The sequence below is a fragment of the Providencia sp. PROV174 genome, from assembly GCF_028480685.1.
Classification (GTDB): Bacteria; Pseudomonadota; Gammaproteobacteria; order Enterobacterales; family Enterobacteriaceae; genus Providencia; species Providencia rettgeri.
The window spans coordinates 113,373-128,991 of record NZ_JAMPOT010000014.1; the positions used below are offsets into that span (position 1 = coordinate 113,373).

The 15,619-nt window shown below is 42.8% G+C and carries 13 protein-coding genes; 5 read left to right on the forward strand and 8 right to left on the reverse strand.

Features of this window, described 5'->3' with window-relative positions; genetic code table 11:
* Positions 1-16: 16 nt before the first annotated feature.
* Both PSE60_RS13410 and tesA read right to left on the reverse strand, forming a co-directional pair.
* A complete protein-coding gene (locus PSE60_RS13410; protein ID WP_272665724.1) occupies positions 17-820 on the reverse strand; it encodes an SDR family oxidoreductase in 804 nt (267 codons plus the stop codon).
* A gap of 78 nt (positions 821-898) precedes the next feature.
* Positions 899-1,540 (reverse strand): multifunctional acyl-CoA thioesterase I/protease I/lysophospholipase L1, encoded by a 642-nt coding sequence (gene tesA, locus PSE60_RS13415; RefSeq protein ID WP_210837628.1) that lies wholly within the window; start codon positions 1,538-1,540, stop codon positions 899-901.
* Here tesA and ybbA point away from each other — a divergent pair.
* The 3 genes from ybbA to PSE60_RS13430 all read left to right on the forward strand — a co-directional run bounded on the left by ybbA (position 1,508) and on the right by PSE60_RS13430 (position 6,297).
* Positions 1,508-2,194 (forward strand): putative ABC transporter ATP-binding protein YbbA, encoded by a 687-nt coding sequence (gene ybbA, locus PSE60_RS13420; protein WP_210837626.1) that lies wholly within the window; start codon positions 1,508-1,510, stop codon positions 2,192-2,194. The genes tesA and ybbA overlap by 33 nt on opposite strands.
* Positions 2,191-4,638, forward strand: a complete 2,448-nt coding sequence (gene ybbP / locus PSE60_RS13425) for a putative ABC transporter permease subunit YbbP (RefSeq protein ID WP_272665725.1) — start codon at positions 2,191-2,193, stop codon at positions 4,636-4,638. The genes ybbA and ybbP overlap by 4 nt, the downstream gene beginning before the upstream one ends.
* 288 nt (positions 4,639-4,926) lie before the next feature.
* Positions 4,927-6,297 carry an esterase-like activity of phytase family protein gene (locus PSE60_RS13430; RefSeq protein WP_272665726.1) on the forward strand — a complete coding sequence of 457 codons (1,371 nt, stop codon included), beginning with the start codon at positions 4,927-4,929 and terminating at the stop codon, positions 6,295-6,297.
* A 127-nt stretch (positions 6,298-6,424) separates the two neighbouring features.
* On the opposite strand, the gene PSE60_RS13435 is transcribed toward PSE60_RS13430, so the two are convergent.
* The 5 genes from PSE60_RS13435 to ppiB form a co-directional block, all read right to left on the reverse strand.
* Positions 6,425-7,663, reverse strand: coding sequence for an MFS transporter (locus PSE60_RS13435; protein ID WP_272665727.1), 1,239 nt, complete (start codon positions 7,661-7,663; stop codon positions 6,425-6,427).
* Between the two features lie 116 nt (positions 7,664-7,779).
* On the reverse strand, positions 7,780-8,862 hold the full coding sequence (gene purK / locus PSE60_RS13440) for a 5-(carboxyamino)imidazole ribonucleotide synthase (RefSeq protein ID WP_272665728.1): 1,083 nt from the start codon (positions 8,860-8,862) through the stop codon (positions 7,780-7,782).
* Complete coding sequence (purE, locus tag PSE60_RS13445) at positions 8,862-9,365, reverse strand: 5-(carboxyamino)imidazole ribonucleotide mutase (protein WP_272665729.1); 504 nt, start codon at positions 9,363-9,365, stop codon at positions 8,862-8,864. Before purE ends, purK begins: the two co-directional genes overlap by 1 nt.
* Positions 9,366-9,515: 150 nt before the next feature.
* Entirely contained in the window at positions 9,516-10,241 is a 726-nt protein-coding gene (locus tag PSE60_RS13450) for a UDP-2,3-diacylglucosamine diphosphatase (protein WP_210837294.1), read from the reverse strand.
* A 9-nt stretch (positions 10,242-10,250) separates the two neighbouring features.
* Entirely contained in the window at positions 10,251-10,745 is a 495-nt protein-coding gene (gene ppiB / locus PSE60_RS13455; RefSeq protein WP_210837292.1) for a peptidylprolyl isomerase B, read from the reverse strand.
* A 267-nt stretch (positions 10,746-11,012) separates the two neighbouring features.
* On the opposite strand from ppiB, the gene cysS reads away from it, so the two are divergent.
* Together cysS and PSE60_RS13465 are read left to right on the forward strand one after the other, a co-directional pair.
* The gene (gene cysS, locus PSE60_RS13460) at positions 11,013-12,401 is read left to right on the forward strand and encodes a cysteine--tRNA ligase (RefSeq protein ID WP_272665730.1); all 1,389 of its coding nucleotides are present in this window, start codon (positions 11,013-11,015) and stop codon (positions 12,399-12,401) included.
* A gap of 190 nt (positions 12,402-12,591) precedes the next feature.
* Positions 12,592-13,845, forward strand: coding sequence for a protein-tyrosine phosphatase family protein (locus PSE60_RS13465; protein ID WP_272665731.1), 1,254 nt, complete (start codon positions 12,592-12,594; stop codon positions 13,843-13,845).
* 72 nt (positions 13,846-13,917) lie between these two features.
* Here PSE60_RS13465 and fruA read toward each other — a convergent pair whose 3' ends face one another.
* Positions 13,918-15,612: a PTS fructose transporter subunit IIBC gene (gene fruA, locus PSE60_RS13470; RefSeq protein ID WP_272665732.1), complete on the reverse strand. Its 1,695-nt coding sequence runs from the start codon at positions 15,610-15,612 to the stop codon at positions 13,918-13,920.
* Positions 15,613-15,619 lie beyond the last annotated feature (7 nt).

A 15,619-nucleotide genomic window follows, 5' to 3' on the forward strand; every position in this document is an offset into this window, starting at 1 on the left:
GCTGATTTTGCTTTTTTCAAGCTTTTTTTCCCTGATTTGCCAGTATTTTATCCATTATTTTGTCAGGTAAAATACGCTTTAAGATACGTACAGCGACAGTTAATAACGTGACAGAGTAGCGTACTTTTGGGCGCGGGCTTTCTAACGCATGGATCAGTTTTTCTACCACATGTTCCGGTGTTAAGGTAAAACGTGAGGCAATACCTGGGTTTTTAACAGGTTTATCTTTTTGAGTTTGTTCAACATTTTGAGTAAAAGCGGTATGAATAGGGCCTGGCTCAATTAAGCTCACTTTTATACCTGTTCCAGCTAACTCTAAGCGTAGGGCATCAGACCATGCTTCCAGTGCGTATTTACTGGCAGCATAAGCGCCACGGCCGGGAGTTGAAATCACCCCCATTACCGAACTGGTCTGGATAATTCGGCCTTCATGGTGCGCGCTCATGGCGGGTAATAGCAAGAAAGTTAATTGGTGAACACCAAAAAAATTAGTGGAAAATTGCGCTTCGAGTTGCTCGCGGTTGACGCTATTTAACGGCCCATACACCCCAAAACCGGCGTTGTTGAATAACCCGTAAAGGCGATGATTACAGAGTGTTAGCACCGTTTGAGCCGCTGTTTCTATGCTATTTTTATCATCGAGGTCAAGTGAGACGGTGTCATAACCCAGTTCTTTCAGGCGTAAAATATCACTTTCTTTACGGCAGGCAACAATAACATGATAGCCACGCTGGCGAAGTGTTTGTGCAGCACAAAAGCCAATACCGCTTGATGCACCTGTGACCAGGACTGATTTTTTGTTTCGTGCTGATGTTTGCATAACTTTACCTTGGTTTCATGCAACTGAATCTATTTCGGGTATAAAAGAGCGTTTTAATTCTCTTGTTTAACGTCTGTTTTATTTATTAGACGGTAAAATATGTTCAGAAAGCTGTTTTTCCATAAAATCAGCAATGGATGGCTGGGCTTCAACCGTCGGGTGAATACCGTCTTGTTGTATCCATTCAGGCTTAGTTATCACAGTTTCCATATAAAATGGCAGTAATGGAATTTGATTACTTTGCGCCAATTTCGGATAGACTTTTTCGAAACTTGTCGTATAACGTTTTCCATAGTTAGGTGGAATACGAATTTGCATTAAGAGCGGTTTCGCACCGGATTGCACGATTTGCTTAATAATCTGTTGTAAATTAGCTTCAAGTTGTTCTACTGGGAGACCTTGTAAGCCGTCATTTGCACCTAACTCGATCAATACCCAGTTAGGTTTGTTTTGTTCGAGTAACATGGAAAGTCGTTCTAACCCCTGTGCAGAGGTATTCCCACTAATACTACCGTTAATAATAGCAACGGGTGGGGAAAGTTTCTGCCAACGTTCGGCAAGCAAAGAGGCCCAAGCCTGCTCAGCCGGTAGACGGTAGCCTGCACTTAGGCTATCACCTAAGATTAATAGCTTAGTTGACGCAAGTGCGTGCCCACTTGCAGTCAGTAACAGGAGAAATACCAATATATGTCGGCGAATAATATTCTTGAAGTTCATCATCTCATTAAACGTGTTGGCCAAGGTGAACATGAACTGACTATATTGCAAGGTGTTGAGCTAATTGTCGAGTCCGGGCAAACAATTGCTTTAATTGGGGAGTCTGGTTCGGGGAAATCAACCTTGTTAGGGATTATCGCGGGGTTGGATGACGGCTCCAGTGGAACGGTTAATTTATTAGGTCAAGACCTCACTAAAATGGATGAAGAGCAACGGGCACATTTACGGGCACAAAGTGTCGGTTTTGTGTTTCAATCCTTTATGTTGATTCCAACCTTAAATGCTATTGAAAATGTGCAGCTTCCTTCTTTGCTACGTGGCGAATCTGAGTCTGAAAGTTATCAACATGCGGCGGGTTTACTGACTGATTTAGGCTTAAAAGATCGCTTAAAACATATGCCAGCACAGTTGTCAGGAGGGGAACAACAACGCGTTGCACTTGCTCGAGCTTTTAATGGTCGCCCTCAAATTTTATTTGCTGATGAACCAACGGGTAACCTCGATCGCCACACCGGGGATAAAATTGCAGATTTATTATTTGCGATGAACAAAGAGCATGGAACAACCTTGATTTTGGTTACTCACGATAACGAGCTAGCTGCGCGTTGCCAACGTCGCTTGCGTTTGGTTGATGGGCAGTTGAGGGAAGAAGCATGATTTGGCGTTGGTTTTGGCGTGAATGGAAAACACCCTCGTTATTGATTGTTTGGCTTGCACTTACCCTTGCAGTAGCTTGTGTATTGGCTTTAGGGCGAATTAGCGATCGTATTGAAAATAGTATGAGCTACCAAAGCCGTGAGTTGTTAGCGGGGGACTTAGTTTTACGTTCTTCTCATCCAAGCGAACCTACATGGTTACAAGAAGCCCAAAAAGAGGGCTTAGCGCTCAGCCAGCAAATATCATTTTCTACCATGGCTTATGCGACAGAAGATGAAGACGCTCGGCCACAATTGGTGTTAGTGAAAGCCGCAGATAAGGCATATCCATTATATGGCGAGCTTATCACTGAACCCGCTGGGTTAACCCCAACAAAAGGGCAAATACTAGTCGCTCCGCGGCTATTAGAATTATTGAACCTCAATGTAGGGGATAACCTTGATATCGGAGATGCAACGCTAAAAGTCTCGGGTAAATTAATTCAAGAGCCCGACAGCGGATTTAACCCGTTCCAGATTGCTCCAAGAGTATTAATAGCGATTGAAGATGCGCCATTAACAGGGGCTATTCAAGTAGGCAGCCGATTAACGTATCGCGACATGTTTGCCGGTGATCGTCAGCTGATTGATGCATTTCAACAAAAATATGAGCAAGATCTGCGAAATGATCAACGTTGGTATACATTAAGCGAAGATAACGGCGCAGTAGGGAAAACGTTTCAACGTGCTCAACAATTTTTATTGTTATCAGTGTTATTAACACTGCTGCTAGCCATTGCTGCGGTCGTGGTTTCAATGACGCATTATTGCCGCAGCCGTCATCAACTAATCGCAGTATTAAAAACTCTAGGAGCAGGGCGTAGCGCATTACGTCAGTGGATTATTGGGCAGTGGTTAGTGATTTTAATCGCTGCGGCTTTACTCGGCTCATTATTAGGTTTGGTTTTTGAAGGCATTTTAATGCAAATCTTAGGGGCTATGTTGCCGAAGGAATTGCCACCTGCGAGTTTAATGCCTTGGGTTTGGGCGATCAGTACATTATTCATTATTGCTATTATTGTTGGCAGTCGCCCTTATTACCAACTGATGGCAACCCAGCCTTCAAGGGTATTGCGTGAAGATGCTAAATCACCCGTTTGGCCCCTGTATTATTATCTGCCAATTGTTATTTTAATTGTGGTTGGTGGGTTATTTATTTTTGCTGGCGTCAATCCTCTGTTGTGGTCAATTTTGGCGGGTATTGTCGTGGTGGCCATTCTACTTGCGCTGATTGGTTGGGTAGGCTTATGGGGGCTACGCCATATTAAGTTCCGCCAATTAAGTTTGCGTTTATCCGTTAGTCGCCTATTGCGCCAGCCGTTACAGACCATCACACAAATGAGTGCATTTTCGCTGTCATTTATGTTGTTGGCGCTGCTAATTTTAGTGCGTGGTGATTTACTTGACCGCTGGCAGCAGCAATTACCCGCAGATAGCCCGAACTATTTCTTGATTAATATGAACCAGTCACAGCTTGAGCCTGTTACCAAGCTCTTGGCTGAGTTTGACGTCAAACCAACAGAGTTCAACCCTGTGGTGTTAGCGCGCTTAACCGATATTAATGACCAGTCAGCGGTTGAATGGGCAGATCAACGTGATCCAAATAATAATACGGTGCGACGTGAATTGAGTTTAACTTGGCAATCTGATTTAGCGCCAGCTAATGTGGTTGACGAAGGGACATGGCCACCGAAAGCGGGAGAAGTTTCGATTGAACAAACGGTCGTTAAAGAGCTCGGATTGAAATTAGGCGATAAACTAACATTTAACGCAGGGGCTCAGGTCTTTAGTGCAACAGTCAGTAGTATTCGTACGGTTGATTGGGAGAGCCTGCGACCGAACTTCTATTTTATTTTCTCTGAAGAAAGTCTTTCTCAAATGCCGGCCACTTGGTTGAGCAGCTTCCACTATGAAGGCGATGGGCAGTTATTGACGCAACTTAGCCGCCATTACCCGACAATTAATGTGCTCGACACTGGTGCAATTATTACCCAAATCCAGCAAATTCTTCAGCAGGTTAGCCAAGCCCTTGAAGTGATGGTGGTACTGGTTATTTTCTGTGGGTTATTGCTATTATTGGCTCAAATTCAAGTGGGTATGAGCCAACGAGAGCGAGAGCTCGTAGTATATAGAACGCTAGGCGCCAGTAAAAAGTTAATGCGTAGAACGCTATGGAGCGAATTTGCATTACTTGGCTTAATGGCCGGGCTTGCCGCAGCTTTTGGAGCAGAAATTGCATTATGGCTGTTACAAAGTAAAGTGTTTGATTTCCCATGGCAACCTGAATGGCGTATGTGGGTATTATTGCCTTTGTGCGCGGCAATTTTATTGTCTATTTGCGGTGGGTGGTTAGGACTGCGTTTATTAGGGACGGGTAATCAGCACCGTCGTTTACCTAATAGTTAAATACTCGTCATACTTCGAGTTGCAGCGTTGTTGACTGCGTTCAGATAGCCGGATCATAGACTTTTGTATGCTCATCGGTCTATCTTCGTTTGTCGCCTAGCTGCAACTCGAATTATTTAGAGTATATCGGTATTAGGGAAATATCTTAATACCAATATTTATTGAACATGATAAAAAACAACCTGTTTTTCAGTAAAATAACTGTCTTCAATCCTTCATAAAAGCTTCATTCATCGACGTTATGATTCCGCCATCAATTATTGATAGCCTTAAAATGGAAACATAACAATGCAGAATAACTATTCTATTAAACGTAAACTGGGCTCGTTATCTTTATTGGCTAGTTTAATTTCATTTAGCATCACTGGGTTTGCTCAACAAGAGGTGCCAGCAACATTAGCGGGTCACTCCATTCTTCCAGTTAATTCCACTGTTGCTACACCTGAAAATGCACCTTCAGATATGCAAGTGAGTGGTAAATTTACCACTGGCGTTCGTGTAGATAGCTTAGGGAAAGTGGAAGGTAAATCTGCAGATCGCCCAACAGGAATGCACATTCCAATTAAAGGCCAACCACGTCAAGGGCACTCGGGTATCAAACGCATGGCGGATGGTACTTACTGGGTTTTAACTGATAATGGATTTGGCAACAAAGTAAACTCCCCTGACTCTATGTTGTATGTCACTCAATATGATATTGATTTTCAAACGGGTAATACGACACCATTAAAAACGGTTTTCTTCCAGGACCCCGATAAAATTATCCCTTTTCATATTACGAATGAAAGTACAAAAGAGCGCTATTTAACAGGCAGTGATTTTGATCCTGAAAGCTTTCAATTTGCGGATGGTGCTTTATGGGTTGGTGATGAGTTTGGCCCTTACTTAATCAAAATGGATTTGGATGGCAAGGTATTAGCCTTGTTTGAAACGCAAGTAGATGGAAAGAACGTCGTTTCTCCTGATCACTACCAAATCACCACACCGGGTAAACCTACAGATAAAGTGACTTTCCAAGTCAATCGTTCGAAAGGTTTTGAAGGTATGGCATCATCGCCAGATGGTTCTAAGCTCTACCCAATGCTAGAAGGTGCTATTTGGCTTGATGAAAAACAAGATTATGAAAATATCGATGGTAAACGTGCTGCCCGTATTCTTGAATTTGATGTGAAAAAGCAGGATTGGACTGGCAGAAGTTGGTTATATGTCTTTGAAGATAACCAAAACGCCATTGGTGATTTTAATCTTATTGATGATACTCACGGCTTAATCATTGAGCGTGATAATGGTGAAGGCACTGCAGATAAAGCCTGCACGGCGGGAAGCAGTAATACTGAAAATTGTTTTAGTCATTCAGCTAAATTCAAGCGTGTTTATCGTATTGAGTTTTCAGATAATAACGTTGGAAAAGCGGTGGATAAACAGGCTTATATTGATTTAATGAATATAAAAGACCCGAATAATATGGCAAGAAAACCCTTAAATGACGGGGTGTTTACCTTCCCATTCTTCACGATAGAGAACGTTGATGTGGTTGATAGCGAACACATTATTGTTGGCAATGACAATAATTACCCGTTCTCATCCAGTCGTGAACCAAATAAAGCGGATGATAACGAATTTATTTTATTAAAAGTCCCTGAGCTGTTAAAACCGTAATTGATTTTTCGCCTGATTTTGATTTTTTCGGTGGCGCAAATAAGCGGTATGTTTTGATCCAATATCTGGTCTTAAACTTGTTTTCCCTTTGGTTTTAATTTTTCCCGAGCTAAGCACTCGGGATTTTTTATTTGTGATTGAGTGCAGGGGGCTTCATCATCAATGTAAGACCTAAAATCACGACCACAGGCGCGGCAATAACCAAAAATGCAGGGGTGAAACTCCCTGTGAAATCTTTTATTGCACCAGCAATAAAAGGTGCTAAACATGCAACGGTTGAAATTAAATTCACCACAGAGAAAAGTTCTAGGTATGGGCCTCGACCAAAATAATTTGAAAGCAAAACACTTGATGCCAAAAAAGTCATGCCATAGCCAATACCAACGCATAACACAAACAAGATTAGCCATAGCCATGATGTGGCAATACTGAGGAAAATAACACCTAATACCATGGTAATTAGGCTACCAATTAATAGTCTCTTTGGTTCTAGCCATTCCCCAGCAGCCCCACCAATAAGTCTTGAGAATGCATTAACAAATGCCATTGTGCTTAACAATGAAACCGCCACAGTCATGCCAAAACCACGCTCTTCAATATGGGCAACAGCAAAGCTATTAACGGTAATACCACACCATAAAAATGAGGTATAGGTTGCAGCAATTAAGTAAAACTGCCATGTGCGCAGTGCTCTGCCGACTGTCCAAACCTCTGCAGTACGATAAATAGGTTTACTCGCATCACTCACTTGTTTTTGCATCACTTTTATTGCGTGTTCTTGTTCTTGTTTTCCTTCACGCAGCATAAAAATAGTGATTAACGTGACAATGCTAAGATAAACGGCACATAGAACCCAATGCATACGCCAAGAGCCTAATTGGTTTGAGGCGTAAAAGTAAATCCAAGGGCCTGCAACCCCTCCCAAGCCCCCGATGGTGAAATATAACCCAAAGGCAAGGGATTGTTTTTCAAATAGCCGCGAAAGAACGTAAGTCCCAGGAACTGTGGCGAGTAAGGTGAAACCAATACCAATTAATGCGGTGCCTAAAAAATAGGTGCTGATGGCTTGTGTGGAATAAAGACTATAAAAGCCCGCAACAAAGACACTGGTACCTAGCAATAAAGTGGCCCGTACACCGACTTTACGGATCAGTAGAGAAGGGAGAAAACTCGCAAGCCCGCAAGTTAAGCCCAGTAGCGTAAAACCAAATCCAGCCTCACTCCAACTCCATTTGAGCTCACTTATCATCTCAGGTAAAACCACACCAAGAGATGTAAAGGTGGTTGCAGTGGCTAAAAAATAAACCAGTCCTAATAGAACAAGAATGCACCACTGATAAAACAGACTAAAAGGCTGCGAGGACATATTGACTCCAGTAATGCCGCACACCTTAAATCAGGATATTTGTTTTCTGGATGACGGCGAAAATAGCATAATGCCCGAAAATAGGTTCGGGCATCGAATAGGGCTATTTTCCCTATTTATTGATGAGAGTACCAGTCTAATTTTGCATTTGCCCACTCAATGCCACTTTTGTACTCATTTGGTAAAAGTGGAACTAAAGCAGTAAGTGTTGCAGATAATTGATTGCAGTCGCGATGAGAAAGGTTTAAATGACCCACTTTACGAGCAGGGCGCACCTCTTTTTCATACCAGTGAAGGTGAACTAGGGGTAAATTTAACCAGTTTATATTTACATCCGTACCAATTAAATTGACCATAACAGCAGGGCTATACACTTCAGGAGATGGCATTGGCAGGTTTAAAATGGCACGTAGATGTAACTCAAATTGGCTAATGGATGCGCCATTTTGCGTCCAATGGCCGCTATTATGGACGCGAGGCGCAATTTCGTTAATCAGTAGGTTATCGCCCACGACAAAACATTCCATTGCCATCACACCAGTATAACCTAACTCATCCATGACTGCGCTGAGCATGGCTTGAGCTTGTTCCTGCTGCGGGTTAGTTGACTTAGGGAAGGCTACACTTGTCCGCAAAATACCTTCTTGGTGTAAATTATGGGTAATCGGGTAAAAAACGGATTTCCCTTCTGCATTTCGGGCACCAATGACAGACACTTCCGCGTCAAAAGGGATGCCTTGTTCAACGATGCACTCGCCGTAAATTTCAGCGGGCAAATCTTTTTCATCACCAGGGCGAACACGCCATTGACCACGCCCGTCATAGCCGCCAGTTCTGCGTTTTACAATGAGGAAATCACCTAAAGTTGCAAATAATTCAGGCCATTGTTCAGGAGATTCTAATAATGCCCAAGGTGCAGTGGAAAGTTGCAAGCTATCAAATAAGCTTTTTTGTGGGAACCTATCCGCTAAACGTGGAAAAATATCACGGTTAATAAAGGCATTATGGCGAGCTAATTCTTTTGTCAGAGGGGTTTCTGGCCAGCGTTCAATTTCAGCGGTGATAACGCTTTGCTGATAAGGAACCGCTTCCGGCTCTGCATCAAGCCCAACAGGAAAAACGGCGATACCTAATGGCTCACCCGCTTGACGCAGCATGCGGCCTAGTTGGCCATTACCAAGCACACAAACGGGTTTCATTATGCATCCCTCGGGTCAGGGTTGTTCAGCACATCATTGGTTTGTGCTTCACGCCATGCGGCAAGGCGGTTGAAAATAGCAGTATCGCTTATTGCTAATACCTGAGCGGCTAACAGCGCTGCGTTTGCTGCACCCGCTTTACCGATTGCTAGTGTGCCGACAGGGATGCCTTTAGGCATTTGAACGATGGAGTATAGGCTGTCGACACCACTGAGAGCAGCGCTTTGTACTGGTACACCAAAGACAGGCACTAAGGTTTTCGCAGCTAGCATACCTGGTAAATGCGCTGCGCCACCTGCACCCGCAATAATCACATCAAACCCATTCTTTTTTGCATTTTCAGCAAAGGAAAATAACTTATCAGGGGTACGGTGTGCAGAGACGATTTCGACATGGAAAGGGAGTTGCAGTTCAGTCAACACATCAGCGGCATGCTGCATGGTTGCCCAGTCACTTTTTGAACCCATAACAATGGCGATTTTTGCCGCAGATTGAACAGTCATTTAGTGCTTTCCTGTAGTGAAAAAAACATGACCCGAAGATGGGGGAAATTGAATTGCGGTGATCATATCATGGTAATGCAGCAAGGAAAACGTTTGCGTGGTTAATAAGTAAGCAAACGGTCGTATTTGCGACCAAGAACTTTTACGGAGTTATTCGAAGGGAAAGAAAATTAGCTCAACGCCTTGTTCATTAATGACAAAGGCTGAACCTTCATGGTGCCATGCCCCTAGTACGCCACGATAATGCAACTTACCATTGATATTTATTTCGTGAATTGCAGGGCGGTGGGTGTGACCATGGATAAGCCATTGAGCTTGGTGTTTTTTCATCACGTTACTTACCGCTTGGGGATTCACATCCATGATGGATTCAGTTTTCATGCTGCTAGCATATTGGCTGTTCTTGCGCATCTTTTGCGCTATTCTACGGCGAATAAACAGCGGCAGCAAAAGGAATACCCGTTGGATCCATGGGGTATGAACTTTTTTGCGATAATTTTGATAGGCGGCATCATCTGTACATAAGGTATCACCGTGCATGATGAGAATGCGTTTGTTATTCAGCTTTAGCAATGTTTCTTGCGGTAAAATGGTCATGCCACACTGTTTAGCATAGCGTTTGCCAATCAAAAAATCGCGATTGCCATGGATGAAATAACAGGGAATACCAAGATTGGTGAGTTGTTTTAGTTCGTTTGCCACAAGCTGATGAAGTGGATTGTCATCATCATCGCCCACCCAATAATTGAAAAAATCACCGAGAATGTACAGGCTTTCGGCATGGATGGCTTGCTGTTGAATAAAGTTGATAAAACCGGCGGTGATCGCCGGTTCATCTTCACTTAAATGCAAATCTGCAATGATGTAAGTGGACATGCGTCAGGTTTACTCGCTGACAGTCACTTTTTCAATGATAACGTCTTCACGTGGAACGTCTTGGTGGAAACCGCTACGACCAGTTGAGACGCCTTTGATTTTGTCAACAACGTCCATGCCTTCAACCACTTCAGCAAATACGCAGTAGCCCCAGCCATCTGGACGCTCTGAACGGAAGTTTAAGAAGTCGTTGTCAGCAACGTTGATAAAGAACTGTGCTGTTGCTGAATGAGGGTCGTTAGTACGCGCCATCGCTAAGGTACCGCGGCTGTTTTTTAAACCGTTGTTAGCTTCGTTTTTGATAGGTGCTTTAGTGTCTTTTTGTTCCATGCCTGGCTCAAAACCACCGCCTTGGATCATGAAACCATTAATAACACGATGGAAAATGGTATTATTGTAAAAACCTTCACGGCAGTAAGTTAAAAAGTTTTCGACTGTAACGGGTGCTTTATCGTCAAACGTTTTGATAACAATGTCACCGTGATTGGTATGAAATGTAACCATAATAGCTATCCTGAATAATTGTTTTTTGTGCGCTAACTTGCGAAAGCGTTGAGATCAGCACGTTTATATCACAGATAAAACCTGACTTGAAGCGGAAGGAAGCTTAGTCGGTAGTTTATAGCATAATAGGTGTGTATTAAACCTAATGAATAAACTGAAAAGGAAGCGGGGTAAACCCTTGCATTCTTAAGGTGATCGGGGTTCAATAACATGATATTTTATCGGTAGAAATCGATAATCATTTTTCAAATAAATGGAAAAGTTCAGATGCTACAAATTTTTAATACACTAAGTCGTCAAAAAGAAGAGTTTAAGCCCATCCACGCAGGGAAGATTGGGATGTATGTGTGTGGCATCACTATCTACGACTTGTGTCATATCGGCCACGGCCGTACATTTGTGGCATTTGATGCAATTAGCCGCTATTTGCGTTATTTGGGTTACGACTTAAATTATGTGCGCAACGTCACCGATATTGACGATAAAATCATTAAACGTGCAGCAGAAAATAATGAAAGTGTTGAGGAGCTAACAACGCGTATGCTGGCTGAAATGCATAAAGATTTCGATGCATTGAATATTTTACGCCCTGATAGCGAACCACGAGCAACCCGTCATATTGGTGAAATTATTGAATTAACCCAAAGCTTGATTCAGCGTGGTCATGCTTATGTCGCTGCGAATGGCGATGTCATGTTTGAGGTGAAAACCGACCCAAATTATGGCCTGTTATCCCGCCAAGATTTAGAGCAGTTGCAAGCAGGTGCTCGTGTCGAAGTGGCTGATGTAAAGCGCAACCCAATGGACTTCGTCTTGTGGAAAATGTCTAAAGAAGGCGAACCAAGCTGGGAATCCCCATGGGGCTTAGGCCGCCCAGGTTGGCATATTGAATGTTCGGCAATGAACAGTAAAACGTTAGGCAACCATTTTGATATTCACGGTGGCGGCTCAGATTTAATGTTTCCACACCATGAAAATGAAATTGCACAATCTACCTGTGCTCATGATGGCCCTTATGTGAATTACTGGATGCACTCCGGTATGGTCATGGTTGATAGAGAAAAAATGTCTAAGTCTCTCAATAATTTCTTCACTATTCGTGACGTACTTGAGTATTACGATGCAGAAACAGTGCGTTATTTTCTGTTATCAGGCCATTACCGTAGTCAACTTAACTATACAGAAGAAAACTTGAAACAGGCGCGCACCGCACTTGAGCGCATGTATACGGCACTACGTGGTACTGATAAATCGGCAGTTCCTGCTGGTGGTGATGAATTTAAAGCACGTTTCATTGAAGCGATGAATGACGACTTTAACACACCAGAAGCTTATTCCGTGTTGTTTGACATGGTACGTGAAGTTAACCGTCTGAAATCAGAAGATATGTCAGCGGCCAATGCGATGGCGGCACAACTTCGTGAACTGGCTGGCGTTCTTGGTTTGTTAGAACAAGACCCAGAAAGCTTCTTAAAAGGCGGTGCACAGACTGAAGGTGATGCGGAAGTGGCAAAAATCGAGGCATTAATTCAACAACGCCTAGATGCGCGGCAAAATAAAGATTGGGCGCAAGCGGATGCGGCTCGTGATGAGCTGACAGCTATGGGGATTGTGCTTGAAGACGGGGCTCAGGGGACCACTTGGCGTCGTAAGTAAATTTTACATTTAAAAATTAGCCCGTTAACAGTACTTAGCGCTGTCAGCACTAGGTAATGTTAGCGGGTTTTTTATTGGTGTTAGCTAAATTTGAAAGAACTCGCATAATGGGTCAGCAATAATCGGGGTACGTAATATGTAATTCAAACCGATTGATTAGCTTGTTAACTGCTAGCTAAGGAAAAAGAAAATGAAATCTGAATGCAGAGAGATACCACCTACCCCCCCAATCCGAACAACGAGTCTTGAGTCAGTCGCTAATACTGAATGTAAATCTGCAAGGGCTAGAACATCGGATAGTATGAGTCACATTAAAAATACCACCGTACCTATGCCTCAGAATACGTCATCTATCAGAGCGCGCATTATTAATACGATTATTTCTATTCGTGATCGGATTACTGGGATTTTTTCGAGGCAAATAGTCAGCATACAACAAGATGGGACTTTAGCCCCTCGTTATGCCTTTAATTCTAAAACTGTTGATTTAAATTCAGTCGCAAAATTAAAGACACCTACTTCATCACTAACGCCTAGTAGCATTTTGGTTAATAATACAGTGCCAGTATCGCTTCCTAAGTTAATAAATACCAAGTCAGTAAAAGATATTGATAATTTTCATGACTTAGCAGAATTCACGAAACTGCAAAATTTCCAATATTGTGACCAACAAGAAGTTAAAGGCGCTCGCTTTTCTGACATTAAAACAGCTAAGGAAACCCAAATTCGTATTACTAATAGTCACGGTATTCAGATTGGTTTACCAGCGAATAGGGTAAGAGTAGGTGATAATAATTTATTTATTCGTTCGCAAAGCCCTATTAATGCAACTGAAAGTATAGAAAACCATTTGCAGATGTTATATGAGAATAGAACCCCTATGCTATGCGTTCTCGCATCTGATGGGGATATTAAACAACGAAACTTGCCGGCTTATTTCAGGACGAGCGGTACGTACGGTAGAATGATTGCTGAAGTAAAAGAATACGAAGGCTTTGATAAACCAAATAAATTTGGAGGCCTAAATGCAAAACACTATAGTATGCGGCTGAGTGATGGTAAGAAAGCCATTGATATTCCAGTTGTTCATATTGAAAATTGGACGGATCAAACAACCGCTGGCACTGTAGAATTAATAAAATTAGCTGAGTATATGGAAGACAGTGTTATGAAAAAAAGAACATTTTATGAATCGGTTGTTAGTCGAGCAATTCATGATGAAAATAAATTATTGCCAGTTATTCACTGTGCCGCTGGTATTGGTCGAACGGGGCAAGTTGCAACGGTAATGCAGTTAATTAAACCTAATAATAAACTGTGTGTATCGGAAATTATTATGGAATTGCGTAAAACTGGTTGCGATAAAATGGTTCAAAATAAAGAACAATTTAATAAATTACTTGAGCTTGAAACATTATTAAATGTAAGTAAATTGACACAATAAAAGCCCCCCAAGTTAAGGGGGGGGGAATAAGACTACCAACAGGGACTAGGAATGGAACTTAAATCTGAGTGCTTAAGCGGTACTTGCCATTTCTTGTTGAGCTTCTTTGGGCGTTGCTTTTTTGACAATGGCATAAAGCACACCAGAAACTACCGTACCAGCTACTATCGCGAATAAATACATCAATACATGATTAATCGCTCCGGGTATTAACAGCACAAATAAACCACCGTGAGGTGCCATCAACTGAATACCAAAGTACATGGATAGCGCCCCAGTTATTGCACCACCAATGATACAAACAGGAAGAACACGTATAGGGTCTTTGGCGGCAAACGGAATTGCGCCTTCTGAAATAAAACATAAACCGAGAACAAAAGAGGCTTTACCTGCTTCGCGTTCAGCGGGAACAAATTTATGTCTCGCTATTAATGTGGCAATCCCCATTGCCAGTGGCGGCACCATACCTGCAGCCATAATTGCTGCCATTGGTGCGTAGGTTTGTGAACTTAATAGGCCGACACCAAAGGCGTAAGCCGCTTTGTTGACCGGGCCTCCCATATCCGTACACATCATGGCACCTAGTATTGCGCCTAAGATCACTGCATTGGTGGTTCCCATGGTATTTAGCCAGTTGGTTAACCAGTCCATCAACCAAGCTACAGGGTGACCAATCACATAGATCATGGCTAAACCGGTAAATAAAGTCGAAATCAATGGCACGATTAAAATCGGTTTTAACGCTTCCATTGTTTGCGGTAATTTTAATCGAGTGCTAATAAAGTGAGCACTGTAGCCCGCAAGGAAACCGGAAATGATCCCGCCTAAAAAACCCGCACCTAAAGTGGTTGCAAGTACCCCACCGACTAAACCTGGGGTTAGCCCCGTTCTGTCAGCAATAGAATAAGCGATATAACCTGATAGTACAGGCACCATTAACGCAAGGGCTGTTTGCCCACCAATTAGGCTAAGCGCCCAGGCCAGAGAGCCTTCTACATTGGATGCATCTAAACCAAAAGCAAATGAAAGTGCAGTACACAATCCGCCTGCGACAACCATCGGGAGCATATAAGACACACCTGTGAGTAAGTGCTTATAGACTCCGCGCTTTTCGTTGGATTGGCTTAATTGTGATGAGTTTTTGCCATTTTGTGGCGAAAATGTACTCGCCTCCTTTATCGCTCTATCTAATTCCTGTGCTGTTTTCTTCAATGCTGCACTGGTAGAGGTGCGGTACATTGGCTTCCCCGCAAATTTATCCACATTAACTTCGATATCAGCAGCGACAATGACTAAATCAGCTTGTGCAATTTCTTCAGGTGTAATTTCATTTCCAACCCCTACAGAACCACGAGTTTCTACTTTGATATTCCAGCCTCGTTTTTTTGCTTCAGCTTCAAGTGCTTCTGCGGACATGTAGGTATGCGCGACCCCTGTAGGGCAAGCTGTAACGGCTAATATAGAGAAGGTTTTTGTGTGCTGCGGTTCGGCAATTTGTTGTTCACAAAGCGTGGCTTCATTAATTGCTGATGTCAAGAATTCAGCAGGTTGCCTAACAGCGACATCGGGGTGGCCGAAATAGATTTTTTTGTCTGCACAATTGAAATCTTCAGGCAACTGAGTGTCAAAACAAATCACAATGTCAGCATCAGTAAGCTGTTCAGTGAAGGTGATATTTTGTAAGGCAGATACATTCTTTAAGGCATCGATGGCTAGCCAGCAAATAGCAGGGCCTTGCTGGTGGCTTGGAGCGATTATTATTTTCATGTTTTTC

What these genes read in the sequence shown, in the direction of transcription:
- PSE60_RS13410 (WP_272665724.1), bottom strand. Translation starts at nt 820, where the DNA reads ATGCAAACATCAGCACGAAACAAAAAATCAGTCCTGGTCACAGGTGCA.
- ybbA (WP_210837626.1), top strand. Translation starts at nt 1,508, where the DNA reads ATGTCGGCGAATAATATTCTTGAAGTTCATCATCTCATTAAACGTGTT.
- tesA (WP_210837628.1), bottom strand. Translation starts at nt 1,540, where the DNA reads ATGATGAACTTCAAGAATATTATTCGCCGACATATATTGGTATTTCTC.
- ybbP (WP_272665725.1), top strand. Translation starts at nt 2,191, where the DNA reads ATGATTTGGCGTTGGTTTTGGCGTGAATGGAAAACACCCTCGTTATTG.
- PSE60_RS13430 (WP_272665726.1), top strand. Translation starts at nt 4,927, where the DNA reads ATGCAGAATAACTATTCTATTAAACGTAAACTGGGCTCGTTATCTTTA.
- PSE60_RS13435 (WP_272665727.1), bottom strand. Translation starts at nt 7,663, where the DNA reads ATGTCCTCGCAGCCTTTTAGTCTGTTTTATCAGTGGTGCATTCTTGTT.
- purK (WP_272665728.1), bottom strand. Translation starts at nt 8,862, where the DNA reads ATGAAACCCGTTTGTGTGCTTGGTAATGGCCAACTAGGCCGCATGCTG.
- purE (WP_272665729.1), bottom strand. Translation starts at nt 9,365, where the DNA reads ATGACTGTTCAATCTGCGGCAAAAATCGCCATTGTTATGGGTTCAAAA.
- PSE60_RS13450 (WP_210837294.1), bottom strand. Translation starts at nt 10,241, where the DNA reads ATGTCCACTTACATCATTGCAGATTTGCATTTAAGTGAAGATGAACCG.
- ppiB (WP_210837292.1), bottom strand. Translation starts at nt 10,745, where the DNA reads ATGGTTACATTTCATACCAATCACGGTGACATTGTTATCAAAACGTTT.
- cysS (WP_272665730.1), top strand. Translation starts at nt 11,013, where the DNA reads ATGCTACAAATTTTTAATACACTAAGTCGTCAAAAAGAAGAGTTTAAG.
- PSE60_RS13465 (WP_272665731.1), top strand. Translation starts at nt 12,592, where the DNA reads ATGAAATCTGAATGCAGAGAGATACCACCTACCCCCCCAATCCGAACA.
- fruA (WP_272665732.1), bottom strand. Translation starts at nt 15,612, where the DNA reads ATGAAAATAATAATCGCTCCAAGCCACCAGCAAGGCCCTGCTATTTGC.